Origin of the sequence: Fretibacter rubidus (assembly GCF_041429785.1) — a bacterium.
Classification (GTDB): domain Bacteria; phylum Pseudomonadota; class Alphaproteobacteria; order Caulobacterales; family Maricaulaceae; genus Fretibacter; species Fretibacter rubidus.
In genome coordinates this window covers 1,183,115-1,201,520 of the sequence record NZ_CP163423.1, presented here as the reverse complement: position 1 = coordinate 1,201,520, position 18,406 = coordinate 1,183,115, and the positions used below count along the sequence as shown (strand labels likewise).

General features: G+C 50.0%; 11 protein-coding genes and 2 tRNA genes. 4 read left to right on the top strand and 9 right to left on the bottom strand.

The window, feature by feature from the left end:
• Positions 1–41: 41 nt before the first annotated feature.
• Both AB6B37_RS05765 and AB6B37_RS05760 read right to left on the bottom strand, forming a co-directional pair.
• Complete coding sequence (locus AB6B37_RS05765; protein ID WP_371397940.1) at positions 42–6,035, bottom strand: Ig-like domain-containing protein; 5,994 nt, start codon at positions 6,033–6,035, stop codon at positions 42–44.
• 177 nt (positions 6,036–6,212) lie between these two features.
• Positions 6,213–6,289: transfer RNA gene (locus tag AB6B37_RS05760), tRNA-Asp, on the bottom strand.
• A gap of 127 nt (positions 6,290–6,416) precedes the next feature.
• Between AB6B37_RS05760 and AB6B37_RS05755 the strand changes: the two genes are divergently transcribed.
• Together AB6B37_RS05755 and AB6B37_RS05750 are read left to right on the top strand one after the other, a co-directional pair.
• Positions 6,417–6,965: a 2OG-Fe(II) oxygenase gene (locus AB6B37_RS05755; protein ID WP_371397939.1), complete on the top strand. Its 549-nt coding sequence runs from the start codon at positions 6,417–6,419 to the stop codon at positions 6,963–6,965.
• Between the two features lie 73 nt (positions 6,966–7,038).
• Positions 7,039–7,114 (top strand) — tRNA-Val (locus AB6B37_RS05750).
• A 142-nt stretch (positions 7,115–7,256) separates the two neighbouring features.
• Here AB6B37_RS05750 and AB6B37_RS05745 read toward each other — a convergent pair.
• The 6 genes from AB6B37_RS05745 to AB6B37_RS05720 form a co-directional block, all read right to left on the bottom strand.
• Positions 7,257–8,300: a hypothetical protein gene (locus AB6B37_RS05745; RefSeq protein ID WP_371397938.1), complete on the bottom strand. Its 1,044-nt coding sequence runs from the start codon at positions 8,298–8,300 to the stop codon at positions 7,257–7,259.
• A gap of 169 nt (positions 8,301–8,469) precedes the next feature.
• Positions 8,470–8,637, bottom strand: a complete 168-nt coding sequence (locus tag AB6B37_RS05740; RefSeq protein WP_371397937.1) for a hypothetical protein — start codon at positions 8,635–8,637, stop codon at positions 8,470–8,472.
• Positions 8,638–8,989: 352 nt separating this feature from the next.
• A complete protein-coding gene (gene lon / locus AB6B37_RS05735) occupies positions 8,990–11,413 on the bottom strand; it encodes an endopeptidase La (RefSeq protein WP_371397936.1) in 2,424 nt (807 codons plus the stop codon).
• A gap of 212 nt (positions 11,414–11,625) precedes the next feature.
• A complete protein-coding gene (gene clpX / locus AB6B37_RS05730; RefSeq protein ID WP_371397935.1) occupies positions 11,626–12,894 on the bottom strand; it encodes an ATP-dependent Clp protease ATP-binding subunit ClpX in 1,269 nt (422 codons plus the stop codon).
• Positions 12,895–13,126: 232 nt separating this feature from the next.
• Positions 13,127–13,768, bottom strand: coding sequence for an ATP-dependent Clp protease proteolytic subunit (locus tag AB6B37_RS05725; protein WP_371397934.1), 642 nt, complete (start codon positions 13,766–13,768; stop codon positions 13,127–13,129).
• A gap of 189 nt (positions 13,769–13,957) precedes the next feature.
• Entirely contained in the window at positions 13,958–15,283 is a 1,326-nt protein-coding gene (locus AB6B37_RS05720; RefSeq protein WP_371397933.1) for an ABC1 kinase family protein, read from the bottom strand.
• 186 nt (positions 15,284–15,469) lie between these two features.
• On the opposite strand from AB6B37_RS05720, the gene AB6B37_RS05715 reads away from it, so the two are divergent.
• Both AB6B37_RS05715 and AB6B37_RS05710 read left to right on the top strand, forming a co-directional pair.
• On the top strand, positions 15,470–16,000 hold the full coding sequence (locus AB6B37_RS05715; protein WP_371397932.1) for a peptide chain release factor-like protein: 531 nt from the start codon (positions 15,470–15,472) through the stop codon (positions 15,998–16,000).
• Positions 16,001–16,004: 4 nt separating this feature from the next.
• Complete coding sequence (locus AB6B37_RS05710; protein WP_371397931.1) at positions 16,005–16,562, top strand: DUF1415 domain-containing protein; 558 nt, start codon at positions 16,005–16,007, stop codon at positions 16,560–16,562.
• Positions 16,563–16,842: 280 nt separating this feature from the next.
• Here the strand turns inward: AB6B37_RS05710 and tig are convergent, their stop codons facing one another.
• The gene (gene tig / locus AB6B37_RS05705; RefSeq protein ID WP_371397930.1) at positions 16,843–18,303 is read right to left on the bottom strand and encodes a trigger factor; all 1,461 of its coding nucleotides are present in this window, start codon (positions 18,301–18,303) and stop codon (positions 16,843–16,845) included.
• Positions 18,304–18,406 lie beyond the last annotated feature (103 nt).

Sequence of the window (18,406 nt, the reverse complement as noted above, 5' to 3'; positions counted from 1 at the left end):
CCCAACCCTGAGGAACCCCATAAGGGGATTGGTATCAGGCCCTATAAAGCGCCAAGGTCGACCTCAATGGCAAATATAGACAGACCATCAAAGATATGTTCAATCACGGGTGGATCACCACCATCACTACCCGCCAAAGCATGGGCCTTGGTTAGATCGCTGTTCGCCGCGGATATATCATCGGTGAGGAGATTATCATCTAAAGTCGGCGAAACAGGCATATCCATATCGGGCACGGGCGCGAAATCAAAACCGTCATCGGTGTCAGAGGCAAACCAATCACTGTCCAGACTATCGGCATAAACCCCGTCGGGTCCTGTTTTAACAATCGGTTTATCAGGATCACTGACATAAACCATGATCGTTGGGTCAATGGGTTCTTGTGGTGGTGCGGGTGGGCCAGAGGGCTCTATCACAATGGAGAATGTCCCCGTTACCGTGTCGGGTCCGCTGGTGAAGGTGAAATCAAATTCCACCAAAATTACAAGGCCACTTGTAATTAAACCAAATTGTGAGGGATCAAAGGTAAACTGCCCACCACTAAAGGTAAAAGCCGCACTCGTGCTACCCGAAGCGAGGGACACACTGGTCAACGCATAGGCATCATTAGTATCGATTTCGTTCACGAGGAAGCTTAGGTCGTCTGTAAAGATTGCGTCATTATCTTGGACTAAGAACCCATCATCATCAAACACGGTAGCAACGTCATTGACGCCCGTAATCGTGATGACACCCGTTTGGGCCGTTACGCCGCCGTTTTCATCCGCCACATTATAGCTGATATTATAATCGGCCGTTTCACCCGCGCTGAGTGACTGATAGGCAAATGAGTCAAGGTCAATCGCCAAATAGCGCTCGCCGTCAAACCGTGTGTCTTGCAGCCCCCCTGTTGCTGGGAAGCCGTCAACGCTCAGCACGTCCCCGCGGTCAGGGTCATTGGAATTACTCAACAAGTCTATCCGCACAAAACCCGCGTCTTCAGTGAACGTACGCGTGACTGGCGCGAAATTATTCGGCGCATCGTTCAGGCCGTTAATCGTGACACTGAGTGTGTTATCAACAAAGCCACCATTACCATCTTCAATCGTATAGCTCGTGTTGATGTTCAGTGTTTCACCCGCATTCAAACCCTGCACAATGTTATTCACGACAAAGATTGAATTGTCGAAACTACTAAAGAATACGCCAGCTGGCAAAGCCCCAATATTCGTCACGGTTAGCGTGTCGCCGTCAGGATCATTGGCCCCCTGCAATAAATCGATTGAGGCTGGCACGGTGTCCTCTGTGAACACCAATGTGATTGGGGATGTCGTGGGCGGTTGCGTTGGGACCAATTGTTGGAATTGGATTGTGATGCCGATTTGTTGGGTGGTCACACCGCCGTCGGCGTCGGTAATATCATATGAAAACGAATAATCTTCATCGACACTGGCCACGTTGTAGCCAGTTGTATCAACGGTCAGCGTCCCTGCGGTCGCGTCAAATGTGAATACGCCTGTCGGTAAAAATGACGGCAACACAATATTACTGACTGTCAGGGCTGTGCCTTCTGGGTCAATCGCGCCTTGTAACAGATTAAATACGCGCGGCCCGCCAGTACCTTCGTCAAAAACGGTTGCTGATAGCGCGCCTTCCACTTCTGGATTATCGTTAAACCCTTCGACAGTAATAGTCGCCGTTTGCGTGGTAAATCCACCAAACAAATCGTGTATTTCGTAACTAATAACGAAATCAAAGGTTTGATTGGCGCGGATGAAATCAAGCGCGTCATCACCCGTTTCAATAAATATTTCGCCAAATTCGTAATTGACTGTGAAGGCACTATTCAGGCCCGTTACATTGCGGATAGATAAGAAATCCCCATCATCAACATCACTCGCGCCCTGTAACAAATCAAGGAAATCAACGCTAAAATCTTCTTGCGTAATGCGTGTCAACGGCGCCGCAACGACGGGGGCGTCATTCGTGCCTTCAACTACTACCCCTAGGCCATGGCCCACAGTACCGCCATTTCCATCAGATAAATCATAGGTAAAATCAAAGTCTAAAAACTGCCCTACGCGCAAGCTGTCAAAAATAGGGTCCGTACCATCCGCATTAAAGCGTTGATTAACGGCGTCAAAGGTCAACCAACTCGGCAATGTCGGTAGATTAATAGCCGTGAGTTTATCACCATCGGGGTCGCTCGCGCCTTGGGCGGCCCCCGCGAAAGACGTACCGCCTTCATCAACAAAAATGACCGCAAATTCATTCGATACAGGCGGCGTGTTGGCCGCGCTTACGCCGGTTACGGTAAACGTCGCCGTGGTTGACACCGAGCCGCCGTCATTATCAATAATATCGTAGGCTATAGTGATAACCTCGGACTCGCCATCATTCAGAGAGGTGTAAAATGTCGGATCAACAATGAAATCACCCGCGCCGTTAATAGATAAGCCGCCGCCGTCACCCGATGTGACGGTGAACGCATTCACATTAAATGTTGCGCTATCGACGTCTGTCACCCCTACCGTCAAATCAACAACGCCCGCGGCATCCGTTTCAGTAAATGTTAAATCAAGTGGCGTGCCCGCGACAGGGTCGTCATTGATGCCCTCAATAGTAATCTCGGCAAAGTTGGACACGGTGCCGCCGTTACCATCAATCACATCGTAATTAATTGTAAACATCACAGTATCACCCATGCCTAGGCCTTGGTAGCTACTGGGGTCTACAATCAAACTAGACGTCGCAGCATCAAAGGTAATCCCTGTCACAAGGCCCGTGACATTCGTCGCCGTTAGCGTGTCACCGTCCGGGTCGCTTGCGCCTGAAAGCAAATTGACGCTTGTCGGACTGGCATCCTCATTCGTAATAAAGTCAATAAAATCAAATGGGTCTGGCGGGTTATTTGAGCCGCCCGCGCCTTCAATGGTCACTGTGACTGTCTGGGTAACGCTGCCGCCGTTATTGTCCGTGATATCGAACTGATAAACCAGCACCTCGGTCTCGCCGGCATCAAGCAAGGCCGCATAGGCTGTGCCGTCAACGCCTAATGTGCCAAGGCTCGTGATTGCGCCAACATCATTCCCCGATTGAATAAACACATCGCCCGCAGATATCGTGTCGCCATTATCAATATCGGATGCCCCAATGAGGAGATCAAAGAAAGTCAGGCTATCCGTTTCCGAAATTGTAAACGACAACGGCGCGGCGACAACGGGGTCATCATTGACGCCTGTCAGTGTGAAGAAGAACGTTCGATCGACGGATCCACCGTTTCCGTCAATGACCTGATAATCAAAGGTGGTATCAAAGACCTCCCCCGCGGCCAGAGCCTGAAAACCTAAATCGCCAGTATCAATATCAAGACGCGAGTTTACGCTATCAAAGGTCACACCCGCAATTAGGCCCGTGACATTCACAGCGCTCAGCGTGTCACCATCAGGATCAAAGGTTCCCGTCAGCATATTGACAGAGAATGTTCCATTGTCCTCTGTGCTAGAAAACACGACGGGGTCAAGATCTTCGGGTGGGTTATTTGCGCCGCCGCCAGCACCCTCAATCGTGACAGTCACAGTTTGCGTGACACTACCACCATCGCCATCAGTAATATCAAATTCATAGACCAGCACTTCGGTCTCGCCTGCATCCAAGGCTGCGGCATAGGCCGTGCCATCAACGCCTAATGTGCCGAGGCTGGTAATCGCCCCAACATCATCACCAGACTGGATAAAGACATCACCTGCGGATAAAGTTGTCCCGTTATCAACATCAGATGCCCCAATCAGAAGGTCAAAGAAGGTCAGGCTGTCTGTTTCTGATATCGTGAAAGACAGCGGCGCAGCGACAATCGGGTCATCATTTACGCCTTCAATTTCGACAAATGTGGTGCGAGAGACGCTACCGCCGTTACCGTCAATAATGTCGTAGTTTAAAGTGTAAGTCGCAGAATCGCCAACAGCGAGGCTTTGGAAAATTCCGTCCGATGGATCAATTGATAGTTCAAATGTGGAGGTGTCATACGTCAGCCCCGCCGCAAGACCCGTCAGATTGACAATCGACAGCGTATCACCGTCCGGGTCGGTTACATTATCGGTGAGGAAAACCGATAATGGTGAGTCGTCTTCAAAGGCAAAAACGTCGAGCCCGCTATCAATAAAGGGCGGTTGGTTTGTTGGTGTGCTTCCGCCCGCCCCAATAATATTAACCGTCACGGACTGTACGATGCTCCCGCCGTTACCGTCACTAATTTCGACTAGATATAAAAGCTGCTCTACATCACCCGCGTCAAGCGCCGCTGCGTAAGCTGTGCCGTCTACGGACAAGCTGCCCGCGCCAACAAATGACCCAATACCGTCGCCAGAGATCAGGTTAGGCGTAGCCGCCGTCAAAGTGTCGCCGTCAGGATCAGATGCCCCCGCAAGCAAATCAATCGCAGTCAAGCCGTCGGTTTCTCGTAGAGTGATGACAATTGGCGCAGCGACAATCGGATCACTATTGGTGGGCGGCGGTGTGCCCTCCCCGTTGACAGTAATCGTGGCGGTTTGGGTAACGCTGCCGCCATTACCGTCTGTAACCTGATAGCTAATCACGACTGTTTCTGTCTCGCCGTCGTTCAAATTGGCATAGGCACTACCGTCAATCGACAGGGAGCTACCGTTTTGCACAAGGCCCGCCGCATTGCCCGACACCACGGTGAAATTAGATACGGACAGGACATCAGTGCTGTCAATATCAGACGCCCCCGCCAGCATATCAATTGTAATGGGCGGCGCAGTTTCATCGATAGTCGCCGTGATAGCACTTGCGACCGTGGGGATGTCATTTTCACCAATAATGGTTAGGGTCGCCGTGTTGGGCGTTGTCGTTGTGCCGTCGAACACGTCATAGCTAACGGTTAAGGTCAAGGTCTCGCCAACGGCTAGATATTGGTAATTAGACAAGTCAATCGACAGCTTACCGTCATTCACGACATTAGCCGCACTTACCACACTGCCCTCGGCTAGCCCGACATTGTTACTGGGTACCGTCACGCTGCCCGTTCCGTCATCAAGCCGTACATTCGTAACCGATAGGCTGTCATTGGTGTCTGCGTCGGTCGCACCCGCCAGAAGGTCAACAACAAAGCTGGGCGCGTCTTCAGATTCTTGTGCTGTGATTGTGCTTACGACGGGGGCATCGTTTTGGCCCGTAATTGTGATGGTCGCTGTTGCGGTCACGTCGTCTGCATTCGGGCTACTGACGCGGTAAGTGAACGTCTCGGTCGCCGTTTCGCCGTCGCCAAGCCCGTCAAATGCCCCGTTAGTATCAAAAGTGAAACTGCCGTCCGCATTCAAGACCAGTGTGCCATTGGCAACGTTTTGAACAATCGTAAAAGTCGAGCCAGGATTAACATCGTCATTATCCGCAACAGTGCCGTCAATAACGCCCGCCTCGCCCGTGTTAAAGCTATCATCATCAGCGCTTGGCGCTGTGGTGAAAACAACCTCTCCCGCGACGACAATCTGTAAGTTTTCAACCTCTTGAACGGCCAAATTGATAGTTTGGAAGCGAAAAAACGCCCCTGTGGACTCGCCATTTGCACCCGTGATCTGGCGTATATAGCTCAAAAAGCCGTCAATATCGGATTGAGCTGCGGCAAATTCTGCCTGGGTCAGCTCCAGAACCAATGTATCAATGCCGTCCAGTCCAGAGTAATAATCAGGCGCACGAGAGCCGCTATTCTCCGCCGCATTGAAGATCAGAATATCATTGCCGATACCCGCATTGACGAAATCCTGTCCCGCCCCACCATCAAGAATATCGTCATCTTCACAGCCAAACAGGCGGTCACTGCCCGCGCCGCCAAGCAAAATATCATTGCCTTCATTACTGACAAGGTAATCATCGCCCGCACCGCCCTCTAGGCGGTCATCGCCGAGGCCCGTGTAAACTTCGTCATCACCGCTGCCCGCGATAACGACATCGTCGCCTTCAAATGTTTTGATTAAGTCGTCATCTGCTGTCCCGTTGATTACATCATCACGGACAGTGCCAAGAATTTCGTTCGCCATCTGGTGCGCCCCCACACAGTGTTTATGTCAAGCTCATTTATAGGACAGCGAATCCATTTTGACAAATACAAACCCTTTTTTCACGCGGGAGGCGAATTAAGGCCCAAGATTACAACAAAAAACCCCAGCCAAGACCAGGGTTTTTGGTGTCTTAATTCCACTCCTCAAAAAGAGAAATGGCGCGAGTGACGGGACTCGAACCCGCGGCCTCCGGCGTGACAGGCCGGCGCTCTAACCAACTGAGCTACACCCGCTAAGATGTGAGCGGGGTTTAGCTTTAAGCCATAGGCGCGTCAATGCCGTTTTTGCCACAATATGCGTTTTTTTACGCAAGCGCCCTCACCCCTTGTTGCCGCGCCTCATTGTCCCTAAACTCCTGTCATGATTAAAGTTTTCGACAGTGTTATTGACGCCGCAGGCCAAGAGGAGATCGCAGGCATACTGCTCGGTTGGCAATTTCCGTGGTATCATTACGCCAATACGAATTACGGCGACAAAGCGACTCGCCCAGATGACGTACCGCAGTTTACCCACGGCTTTATTAGAGAGAACCAAAAGAACTCACCGCTCGTGCAAATTCCGCTCGTTATCCTTGAGAAAATGCAAATCCCCGCGTCCAATATATTGCGGGCTAAGGCTAATTTACTCATGCGAGAGCCAGCCCCCTTTACCCATCCCGCCCATATCGACGATAGTAAACCCCATGTCGGCATGATTTATTATGTCAATGATAGTGACGGGGACACGCATTTTTATGACAAAGGCGCGGTCATAAAGACGGTCAGCCCCAAAGCGGGCCGCGCCGTGATGTTTGACGGGGCAACCTATCACGCCAGCGCATCACCCACCCAAAACCGCTACCGCATTGTGATTAATTTCAACCTCGCCATGGGTGATTGGTTTGGCGATTATGACGGCCCAAAAGGCTAGTTTATGCGCACGTCAAAAGCTGTGATTTCCCTCTTGCATAAGGCGCGCCGCTAGGGCATATGAGCGCTCGAATGGGCGGTTAGCTCAGCTGGTAGAGCATCTCGTTTACACCGAGAGGGTCAGCGGTTCGAACCCGTTACCGCCCACCATTCATTATTTTTTGAAAATTTGTTTGAATGCTGTGGCTTGTGGCGGCGTCAGGCTGGCGCAAGTGGCCAAATGAAATGCTATGCGGTTACTTTTAGGATGGTAACTTTGGGGGCGAAGCGGACATTAGAAAGCAAGGCTAGATTATTTAGGCTCGGCTTTAGTTGTAACACTTTTTTCTGCTTCGTACGCAAGTTTTAAAATGTCTCCAACTGCTAAATAGCTGAAAATGATAATCCTTTTCGCCTCTTCCTGAGTCAAAGAAGAATGTGAACCCTTCTGAACACCTGAGAAGATGGAATTTAGACGGTTGCCAATAAAAGATAGGTGAGATCCAACTAGGGCATTAAAAACACCAGAGGTGTTATTTTCTTCGCAAAAACAAACCAACCTATTAATGTAATTGTCAGGTCCAAGTTTAACGGTTTTTTTGTTCTTTCCACTGCCCACTATCTTATCCTCAGTAGGGGGGTAAAGATTGTCGGCTAGAGCTTGTAATAATCTACGACATGTATGGGCAGCGTTCGCCCAGTCTTCTGGGTTTTTGGAGCTAATATTGTCTGAAATTGAGTTTATCTTTATTAGGTCCTCTGGAATGTATTGGGACAATAATTCGTCGATGGTTTGTGAATATGAGCCAAATATATTCTCTGCAGGAGACGAAACTCTAAGTTCATTATGTCGATTTAAAACATATCCATACAAGAAAGTTCTTCTTGCCGCCAAGCGACCAGACATTTCCAAAATCGTACTTTGTGCTCCATTTCTTTCAGGAATGTTGGCCATAGGGGCTTGAACAAACTGATTAGGGTTAGCCGACGAGATGCTTGTTGGTTTCAATTCTGTCAACTCAAGTCTAGTTTGCGCCGTAGCTTTGGCGCTTTCTAAGCTCTCGATTGAATTAGTATAGCAACGCTCTTTAACTGTTTCAGTTTTTGCATCCTTTTTTTTATAAACTCTATTAGCTTTTTCAGCCAACGCCCAAATATCAGCAGGTATCCCATCAGGAGTACTCGGATAACCTTCAAGTTCGAATTGAAATGTTCTCAGAGTATCACTGTCTCCTAATAGTCGAGCTAAACGGGAGGCCTTCATGAAGCAGTTAGATAGCGGCAATCTACCAAGCTCCAAATCCGTTAATATCTCACTGGATAACTCTAATGCTTCTTGGGATGCCGATTGAGACATTATAAATCCTGATGCTAATGAGTTATAGAAGTAGGTGTAGAAATAGAAAAAGCAAGTAAGCCGTCAAAACTATCAGCGTCATCGATACGAGAGGCTAACGTCCGCTAAGAGGATTATCGTGACTTCAGCTAGGGGGAAATCTTTTCCATTCTAAATGGGTCTTTTTGTATCACCACCGACAGGACTTAACGGCATGATCAATGGCTTGTGATGCCGTCATCATATTATCCACGGCATCCTGAACGTCATAAGGATAGCGTTCCATATATCCCTCCGAGGATGATCCATAGAGGTAAAAACCTGCCACAGTACGTTCTTCTTCCGTTAGACCTTTCATGGTTTTGTCGAAAATACAAAAACAATATTTATCCAATGTTCCGGCACGCTTTCGAGATATGTTTTCGGGTAGGTCTTGACAGTGTTCTAAGAATTCGGTGCGCATGACATTATTAGAATTGCCGAAAGGCTTTATTTCATCGGGGAGGCAAGCTGAGAGAAGCAGACACAGAGGCAGGGTAGTTAAAGCGTATTGCATCATGCTAAGCTACCTTCTTTCGACTTAGAACTATGCGTAACCCAAATAAATTTGCCTGAACAGTTGTTTTTTCTAACGTCTCCTTCGAGGATATCCCACTCCCACAAAAAAGCGGCCCGTGGGCCGCTTTCTTTTCACCTAACCTCGCCGCCGCTTAATGCGTGGCTTCTCCGCCGCTGACGTCGTTATTATCTTTGATAATCATACCAGACAGAGCGTCTTCATCGCTTTTGGTCCATGTGATGCTTTTGACGGGACGGATGAGCGCGTGTTGCAAGACCTCATTGACGTTTGACACGGGGATAATCTCTAGTGCGGATTTAACGTTATCGGGGATGTCGGCCAAATCCTTTTCATTATCAATCGGGATAAGCACAGTTTTCACCCCGCCGCGTAATGCCGCAAGGAGTTTTTCTTTCAGCCCGCCAATTGGCAAGACACGCCCGCGCAGAGTGATCTCGCCCGTCATGGCAATGTCTTTGCGCACAGGAATTTGGGTCAGAACAGAGACCATCGCCGTCATCATGCCCACCCCTGCGCTGGGCCCGTCTTTGGGTGTTGCGCCTTCGGGGACGTGGACGTGGATATCGGTGCTGCGGAATTGTCGTGGGCTAATGCCAAGCTCTGGCGCGCGGGCCTGAACATAGCTATTGGCCGCTGAAATGCTTTCTTTCATCACGTCGCGCAAATTACCCGTCACTGTGACTTTGCCTTTACCCGACATAGACACGGCCTCAATGGTCAGGATATCACCGCCCGCTTCGGTCCAAGCCAGACCTGTGACAACGCCGATTTGATCGTCTTTGTCGGTTTCGCCAAAGCGGAACTTTTTAATGCCGAGGAAGTCCTCAATCTTATCCGCAGTCACAGTGATCTTAGCGGTTTCACCCGATACGATACGGCGCACAGCTTTGCGGCCCATGGTCGAAATCTCGCGTTTTAAACTACGTACACCCGCCTCGCGCGTGTAATAACGAATGGTGTCGCGCAAGGCGTCATCATCAATAGAAAACTCGGCAGGCTTAAGCCCGTGATCTTTGACCATTTCAGGGATGAGGTGCCGCGTCGCAATCTCTATTTTCTCGTCTTCCGTGTAACCCGGGATACGGATAATTTCCATACGGTCGAGAAGCGGCTGGCTCATATTCAAGCTATTGGCTGTGGTGATAAACATGACGTCTGACAGGTCATAATCCACATCCAGATAGTGGTCGTTAAAGGTGCTGTTCTGTTCAGGGTCAAGCACCTCTAAAAGCGCGGCAGACGGGTCACCGCGATGATCAGATCCCATCTTATCAATTTCATCCAATAGGAATAAAGGATTGTTATATTTCGCTTTTTTCATCGACTGAATAATACGGCCGGGCATAGAGCCGATATAAGTCCGGCGGTGACCACGAATTTCACTCTCATCCCGAACGCCGCCCAAGGACACGCGTACAAATTCGCGGTTGGTCGCACGCGCAATGGATTTACCAAGCGAGGTTTTACCCACTCCGGGTGGCCCAACCAAACATAGGATTGGGCCCTTCATTTTTTTCATGCGCGTCTGCACAGCCAAATGTTCAACAATGCGGTCTTTGACCTTGTCGAGACCGTAGTGATCGTCGTCCAAGACCTTTTGCGCTTTGTCCAAATTTTTCTGCAAGCGCTTGCGCTTATTCCACGGCACCGACAGCATCCAATCGAGATAGTTACGCGACACATTGGCCTCTGCCGACATGGGTGACATGGCTTTGAGACGCTTTAATTCCGCTTGGGCTTTATCGCGCGCTTCTTTGGTGAATTTTGTTTCTTCAATGCTTTTGGCGAGCTCCGCCATTTCATCAGGGCCGTCATTGCCTAGCTCTGTCTGAATGGCCTTCATTTGCTCATTTAAGTAATATTCGCGCTGGGTCTTTTCCATCTGGCGTTTCACGCGGCCACGGATCCGTTTCTCAACGGATAAGACACTCATTTCGGCCTCTATCAAACGCAAGATTTTCTCTAGGCGTTTTTCAACTGACGCTTCGGCCAAAAGGCCCTGCTTTTCTTCAAGCGGCGCGTTCAGATGCACAGAGATTGTGTCTGATAATTTTGACGGAGAGGTAAGCTCCGACACAGATGTAGACACTTCTTCGGCAATTTTCTTATTCAGCTTGGCAAAGCCTGTGAACGCCTCAGATGCATTGGCAGACAGTGCTTTCATCGTGTCTGCTTCACCGTCAACATCGTCAACAACAGCGACGTAAGCTTCGATAAAATCTTTACTGTCGGTGAAGGCTTCGACGACGATGCGTTCTTCGCCTTCGACCAACACACGCACAGTGCCGTCGGGCAGCTTTAGGAGCTGTAAAATTTTGGCAATACAGCCGCGATCATAAACATCATCTGATGTCGGCTCATCCACAGACGGGTCTTTTTGGGTCAAAAGCACAATGCGCTTTTCGTCTCGCATAACCTCTTCCAACGCCGCAATGGATTTGTCACGCCCCACAAATAACGGCACGACCATATGCGGAAACACGACAATGTCGCGTAGCGGTAGAATCGGTGATAAAATTGTCTCTGGTGTCATATCAGGTGCATTTTCAGCCATAATCAATCCTTTTGACAGCATTTATGCTGCGTCCTAGTTACGATAGGTGGGGGACATTTGATGGGTTTTCAAGGCCAATCGGGTCATTTTAACGCGCTATAACAGTGCATTATGCCTGACGCGCAAAGTTGCCTCGTCTTTCACCGCTCGACCACATGAAAAAGGCGGCTAGGTCACCCTAACCGCCTTAAAACTTTAATCGGAAAAAGACTTTATGACGCTTTGTCAGCCTTCTTTTTCTTGCTGTCGCCATAGCTAAGCAATGGCTTGGCCGTTTTCGCAACCGCCTCGGCGTTTACAATGACCTCTTCGACACCGTCATAGGTCGGCAAATCGAACATGGTATCAAGCAAGATACCTTCCATAATGGAGCGCAAACCACGGGCTCCTGTTTTACGTTTGATCGCGCGCTTGGCGATGGCTGATAAGGCATCTTCCGCAAAAGTGAGCTTAATATCTTCCATCTCAAAGAGCGTTTGATATTGCTTGACCAGCGCATTTTTTGGCTCGGTCAGAATTTTAACCAGCGCGTCTTCGTCCAGGTCTTGCAGCGTGGCAATAACCGGCAAACGACCAACAAATTCAGGGATAAGGCCAAATTTCAACAGGTCATCCGGCTCGACCTCTTGCAAGATTTCACCAACACCGCGCTCATCAATGTTTTTAATCTTCGCGCCAAAGCCGATTGTGCTGCCTTCGCCGCGATTTGAAATCACCTTATCAAGACCGGCAAAGGCACCGCCGACAACAAACAAGATGTTGGTTGTATCAACCTGCAAGAACTCTTGCTGCGGATGCTTACGCCCTCCTTGCGGCGGAACAGACGCAACTGTGCCTTCCATAATCTTGAGAAGCGCTTGTTGCACGCCCTCACCAGACACATCGCGCGTGATGGACGGGTTATCAGATTTACGGCTAATTTTATCAACTTCGTCAATATAGACGATGCCGCGCTGTGCGCGCTCGACGTTATAATCAGCAGATTGCAACAATTTCAAAATGATGTTTTCAACATCTTCGCCGACATAACCAGCCTCAGTTAATGTCGTGGCATCAGACATTGTAAAGGGCACATCCAAAATACGCGCCAAAGTCTGCGCCAGCAGTGTTTTACCACACCCCGTCGGGCCAACCAGCAAGATATTAGATTTCGCCAATTCTACTTCGGGATTATCCGCCGCATGATTGAGGCGTTTGTAGTGATTGTGCACCGCAACCGCGAGCACGCGCTTGGCATGGGCTTGGCCAATGACGTAATCGTCCAGCGTTTCACAAATCTCTTGCGGGCTGGGCACACCTTCTTGCGCTTTGGAGATAGAGCCTTTGCCCTCTTCACGGATAATATCCATGCAAAGTTCGACACATTCGTCACAAATAAAGACAGTCGGCCCTGCAATCAGCTTTCTGACTTCATGTTGCGATTTTCCACAAAACGAGCAGTAAAGCGTGTTCTTGGATTCTGTTGTGCCTGATTTACTCATTTTTTTGTCCTTTTGTGCCCCACAGACTTATGCTGCGGTCACATGCCTTGCAAAGACGATGCCGAAATACCGTCCATTTTTCGCCCGTTATGACCAGCAATAAAACAGTTTTATTACAATTGCCTTACGATGCGTATCATTCCAACACCATTAGAGTGTTTGTGCAAGCCCAACTTTGCGCAATCGCAGCCGCTTAATCACCTGCGCCGAAAAGACGGGCTTGCGCCGTTACCTACTTATCTTCTTCACCGCGTGATGTGTAAACGTGATCAACAATACCAAAGTCTTTGGTTTCTTGGGCCGTCATGAAATGGTCACGGTCGAGCGTTTTCTCAATCATGGCATATTTCTGCCCTGTGTGTTTCACGTAAATCTCGTTAAGGCGCTTCTTCATTGCCAGTATGTCATTGGCATGACGTTGAATATCAGACGCCTGCCCCCGGAAACCGCCGGACGGTTGGTGCACCATGATACGCGCATTGGGTAGGGCGACGCGCATACCCGCTTCGCCAGCTGCCAATAACAACGAGCCCATAGACGCCGCTTGGCCAATACAGACGGTGGACACAGGGCATTTGATATATTGCATCGTGTCATAAATCGCCATGCCAGACGTCACCACGCCGCCGGGGCTGTTAATATACATGCTAATTTCTTTTTTCGGGTTCTCTGATTCAAGGAACAAAAGCTGCGCACAAATCAGGCTCGCCATACCGTCCTCAACAGGGCCGTTAAGGAAAATAATACGGTCACGCAAGAGGCGTGAGAAAATGTCAAAGGCGCGTTCACCGCGGCTTGTCGGTTCAATCACCGTCGGCACAAGGTTTAGCATTGTTTGCATCGGGTTCGTCGGGTCAAATGGGAGGTTTGTCATGGTCTATCCTTACTGGCCCCTAATCAGGGCTTTCTGCCACTGTGGGCGCAAAACATTACTGATATATTGAGAGTGTGCGCGCGATACGCAAGTGGCGAGCTGTCGCAAGGTGAATAAAATGTGCTTATTCCCGTGAGATAACGTCAGTTTTTCGTAACGCGTACGAAATGAGGGGGCCGTTATCGCCCCCTAACCCACAAAATCCCGTATTAAGCTGTGCACATTCACACGGGCGCGCAGCCGTGTCGCCAGCAAGTAAATCCCACCAAATTTGCGCTGTATAAACACTTTCTCTGCGGGTGGAACGTGCCACAGGTCCCGATCAGCCGCGAGTGCCATACCCTTTTCACGCATATCCAGCGCCACTGTATTCTGCCCAAAATCAAACGGCGCATCACGGCGCAGGGACTCTACCGCCATATCGATAATCTCAAGCACCGCCGCGCGCGCCGCCGGCGTCATATCCTTGGGCAAAAGCCCAATATCTGTTGCCACGACCAAAGTCTGTTCTGTGTCAGCGTCCAACACCGTTTTCAAAAGACGTTTATATCCGTCGGCCAAGCTATCGCTGATATCGCGGCTCGCCCCAAAATCAAGTAGCACAAGGCGTTCGCCGTCCGTCTCGTAACGGTAATTGGCAAAGTTTGGGTCGGTCTGCATGATTTGAAATTCAAACAATTCACGCAGGGTCAAGGTGATAAGGCGTTCCATTATGTGGTCACGCACAGCTTGCTCAGCCTCCGCCATATCTTCAATTGCCACGCTTTCAATATAAGACATGGCAAGAATGCGTTCTGTGGAAAATTCAGGAAAATGCGTCGGAACGATGAAATCGTCATCCGCCGCCAAAAGCGCGCCAAAGCGGGTCAGATAGGCGGCTTCCCTGACATAGTCCGCTTCTTGGTGCAGTTGTATGCGCCCCTCTTCAATGATGGGGCTGACGTCCATATGCGGCGGCAAGAGGCCTGACATTTTCAACAAGCCCGCAACATTATTCACGTCACTATCAATGCTTTCTTTCACGCCGGGATATTGGACTTTAATGGCCAATTCTTCACCGCTAAACAGCTTGGCGCGCTGCACTTGCCCGATAGAGGCTGCCGCCATCGGTCGGTAATCAAAGGTCGCAAACTTCATCTGCCAACCGTAATCCCACTCAGACTTAAGGACTGTGTCCAGTTGCGCGCGCGGCATATGTTGCGCGTCAGAGCGTAGCCGTGCCAAAATATCGGAAAGCTCCTTCGGCAGGAAATCCCCGCTATCCATAGATATCATCTGCCCAATTTTCATCGCCGCCCCGCGCATATTCGCGAGCTGCGTGGTTAGCTTTCGCGCATTAGACGGCGTTAGCAACAGGTCCGCCGCGCGGGGCCGTTTGCCAGACGCCAGCTGCTTTGCGCCGCCAGCAATCATATTACCCGCCACCCCCGCCGCCATACCGCCCAAGCCTGCAAGGCGAGACAGACGCCGCGTCGGCACGGCTTTACCGTCAGGGTGTTTGGGGGTTTCGGTCATGGGGGCCTTATTGCAGTCTTTACATGGATACGGCCATGCACCGCCGTGGGTTTAGTGTAGCCGCGGGTTAATTTAGCTAGGAAAGCACCCGATGACGCAAGTAAACCATAGTGTGATGTTACCGCATTCCCAATCATTTTAATTTATACTGTGTCGGCAAACATCCAAAGATGTTAGGCAATCATCATGCACCCCACCAAGGCCATACCGACCCGTAACGCGCTTCTTGATCTGGATGACAACGCTTTGCTGCGACATTGCCACCAAGAAACCTACCGCGCCTCTGGTCCCGGCGGTCAACATCGTAATACAACGGATTCCGCTGTCCGTTTGTCAGTCTTGGACGGCGCCGTCGTCGCCCTATGCGCCGATCACCGCTCCCAACATCGTAACAAGGCCGAGGCCCTAAGGCGCCTCCGCTCGGCCATAGCGATACAATTGCGGATGCCCGTGACGCCGGGCGGCCCGCTCGACCCGGCCTTATCACCCCAACAAGGCGCTTGGACACTCGGCAAAAAAGACCACCGCTATGCTAGGTTCATCGCAGGTTTACTGGACGTGCTTGCCCATCACGACTGGGTGATTGGTCAATCCGCCAGCGCGCTCGACATTTCAACGGGCAAACTCATTCGTGTGCTGTCAAAAGACCCCCATGCGTGGAACGCCGTCAACCAAGCGCGAGCAAAGATGAACCTCGTGAACCTGCGGCGACCGTGACACAATGCTAAGCCCTGCCCCCACCACCGCCACCGTCATCCATCAAACCCAAAAATGGCTCTCAGATGTCATTATTCAATATACCCTCTGCCCCTTTGCAAAGCGCGAACATGACAGGGGCCGCATTCATTATGAGGTGATTGAGACAGCTGATTTGCCCGCGCAGTTAGAGCAGCTCATGATCCAATGCGCCGCGCTGGATCAGGATATAAAGAGGGAAACGACCCTTTTGATATTTCCCTCAGCTCTCTCTGATTTTGAGGCCTATTTAGATATGCTCGACATCGCCAATGCCTTGTTAAAAGCCGAAGGTTATGAGGGGATTTATCAATTGGCGAGTTTTCACCCTGATTACTGCTTTGCAGGCCCGGCACCGGATGACCCCAGCCATTACACCAACCGGTCCCCTTACCCCATGCTGCATATTTTACGAGAGGCCAGCGTTGAGGCAGCCTTAAAAACCTATCCCAATCCAGAGACTATCCCCATCCGAAATATTGAATTGACGCAGCAGTTAGGGTTAGAGTTTATGAGGGCTTTGCTTGCCGATTGCTATGATTAGCGAGGGTTATGGGCGGCTATGATAAAGGAAACTAGCCAACAACATAAGACATCCCTTTGGGGTATCGCGTTTTAAACCCGTGAGTATAAATAGGGGAAAAAGATGGTTTATACTTGAGCAAGATAAACCGAGTACGCGTCCAGGGAACAAGGAAAACATAATCAGCGACCGTTTTTGAACCGTTTAATCAACTCTCTATGGCCTCGACCCTAACACCCCGTCACCCAATAAAAAACCCAGCCGTTAAGCTGGGTTTTGAAACTTAATCGTGTCGCAAACGCTATAACATCGCGTCTTCTTCAAAGAGTTTTTCTTCTTTGACTTTTTTGTCTTTGACTTCGGCTTTCTCAATGATCAGGTCGACGACCTTTTCTTCAAAGATGGGCGCGCGAAGCTGGGCAATAGCGTTCGGGTTCTTTTGATAGAACTCAATCACTTGCTGCTCTTGCCCAGGGTAACGACGGGCTTCGGCAATCATGGCACCTTGAAGCTCTTCATTGGAAATTGTGACTTCCTCTTTCTGGCCCATTTCAGCCAAAACAAGACCGAGGCGCACGCGGCGCTCAGCGATTTTGCGGTAGTCTTTTTCAAGCTGCTTATCTGTTTTCTTGGCGTCGTCTTCGTCAAGCTGACCCTGCTCTTTTTCCGCCTGAACCTGCGCCCAGATGTTTTCAAACTCGGCTTCGACCATGTTTGGCGGCAAATCAAAACTATGTGCCTTGTCAAGCTCGTCCAAAATCGCGCGCTTAAGCTTCATGCGTGACTGCCCTGCAAATTCTTGCTCTGTCTGCTCTTTGACCAGCTCTTTTAGCTTGGCCAGATCTTCAAGACCGAATTTTGTCGCCAGATCATCATCAATTTCGGCGTCTTTCGCGCCTTGAACTTCGATGACCTTAGTTGCAAAGACAGCGTCTTTGCCAGCCAAATCAGCGGCTTGGTATTCTGCTGGGAATGTGACCTTCACGTCCAACTCATCACCGGCTTTCACGCCGATAAGGCCTTCCTCGAAACCAGGGATAAACGCGCCAGACCCAAGAACAAGTTGGTGACCTTCCATCGCGCCGCCGTCAAACGGGACACCGTCAACGGAGCCAACAAAGTCGATAAGCACGGCGTCGCCGTCTTTCGCTTTGGCTGTTTTAGCTTTTTTCTTATAGGTTTTCTGACCTTCGGCCAATTTACCGATACGCTCTTCGAGCACTTTATCATCGACTTCGGCCGTGAGCTTGGTGAATTTCATTTTTGAAATGTCAGCAATGTCAAATTCAGGGATAGTTTCAACGGTCAGTTGATATTCTAAATCAGCTTTACCTGTTGTAACGTCTTCACCATTCGCGCGAAGGTCAACTTGCGGCTGACCGGCTGGGCGGAGCTTATTGTCGTTAATCGCTTGCTGGCTGGTCTCATTCACGGTTTCCTCAACGAGGTCCTTCATGATGGATTGACCAAACATCTTGCGGATATGGGCCACAGGCACTTTACCGGGACGGAAGCCTTTGAGAGATACTTGCGGCTGCATCTCTTTGATTTTGGCTTCTAGCTTTGTGTTCAAATCCTCTTTGGACACAGTGACAGCGAATGTCTTGCTGAGGCCCTCAGATTTTAGTTCTTTTACTTCCATGGTTCGTCCGTCCATTTTGCGGCGCATACACGCCATTATCTTGTCATAGCCGCTATAAGTGCCAAAGGCCGCATGCGCCTCTTGTAACAAGACACAGCACGACCCAACATTTGCAGCCAAATTGCGAGCGCGTTATGTCACGGTGTCCCATCCGTTGCAATGTCTATCGGGGGAATTATGCAACGAAATTCAGCGAAAATTCTTGCTATCACCGCGCGAATGG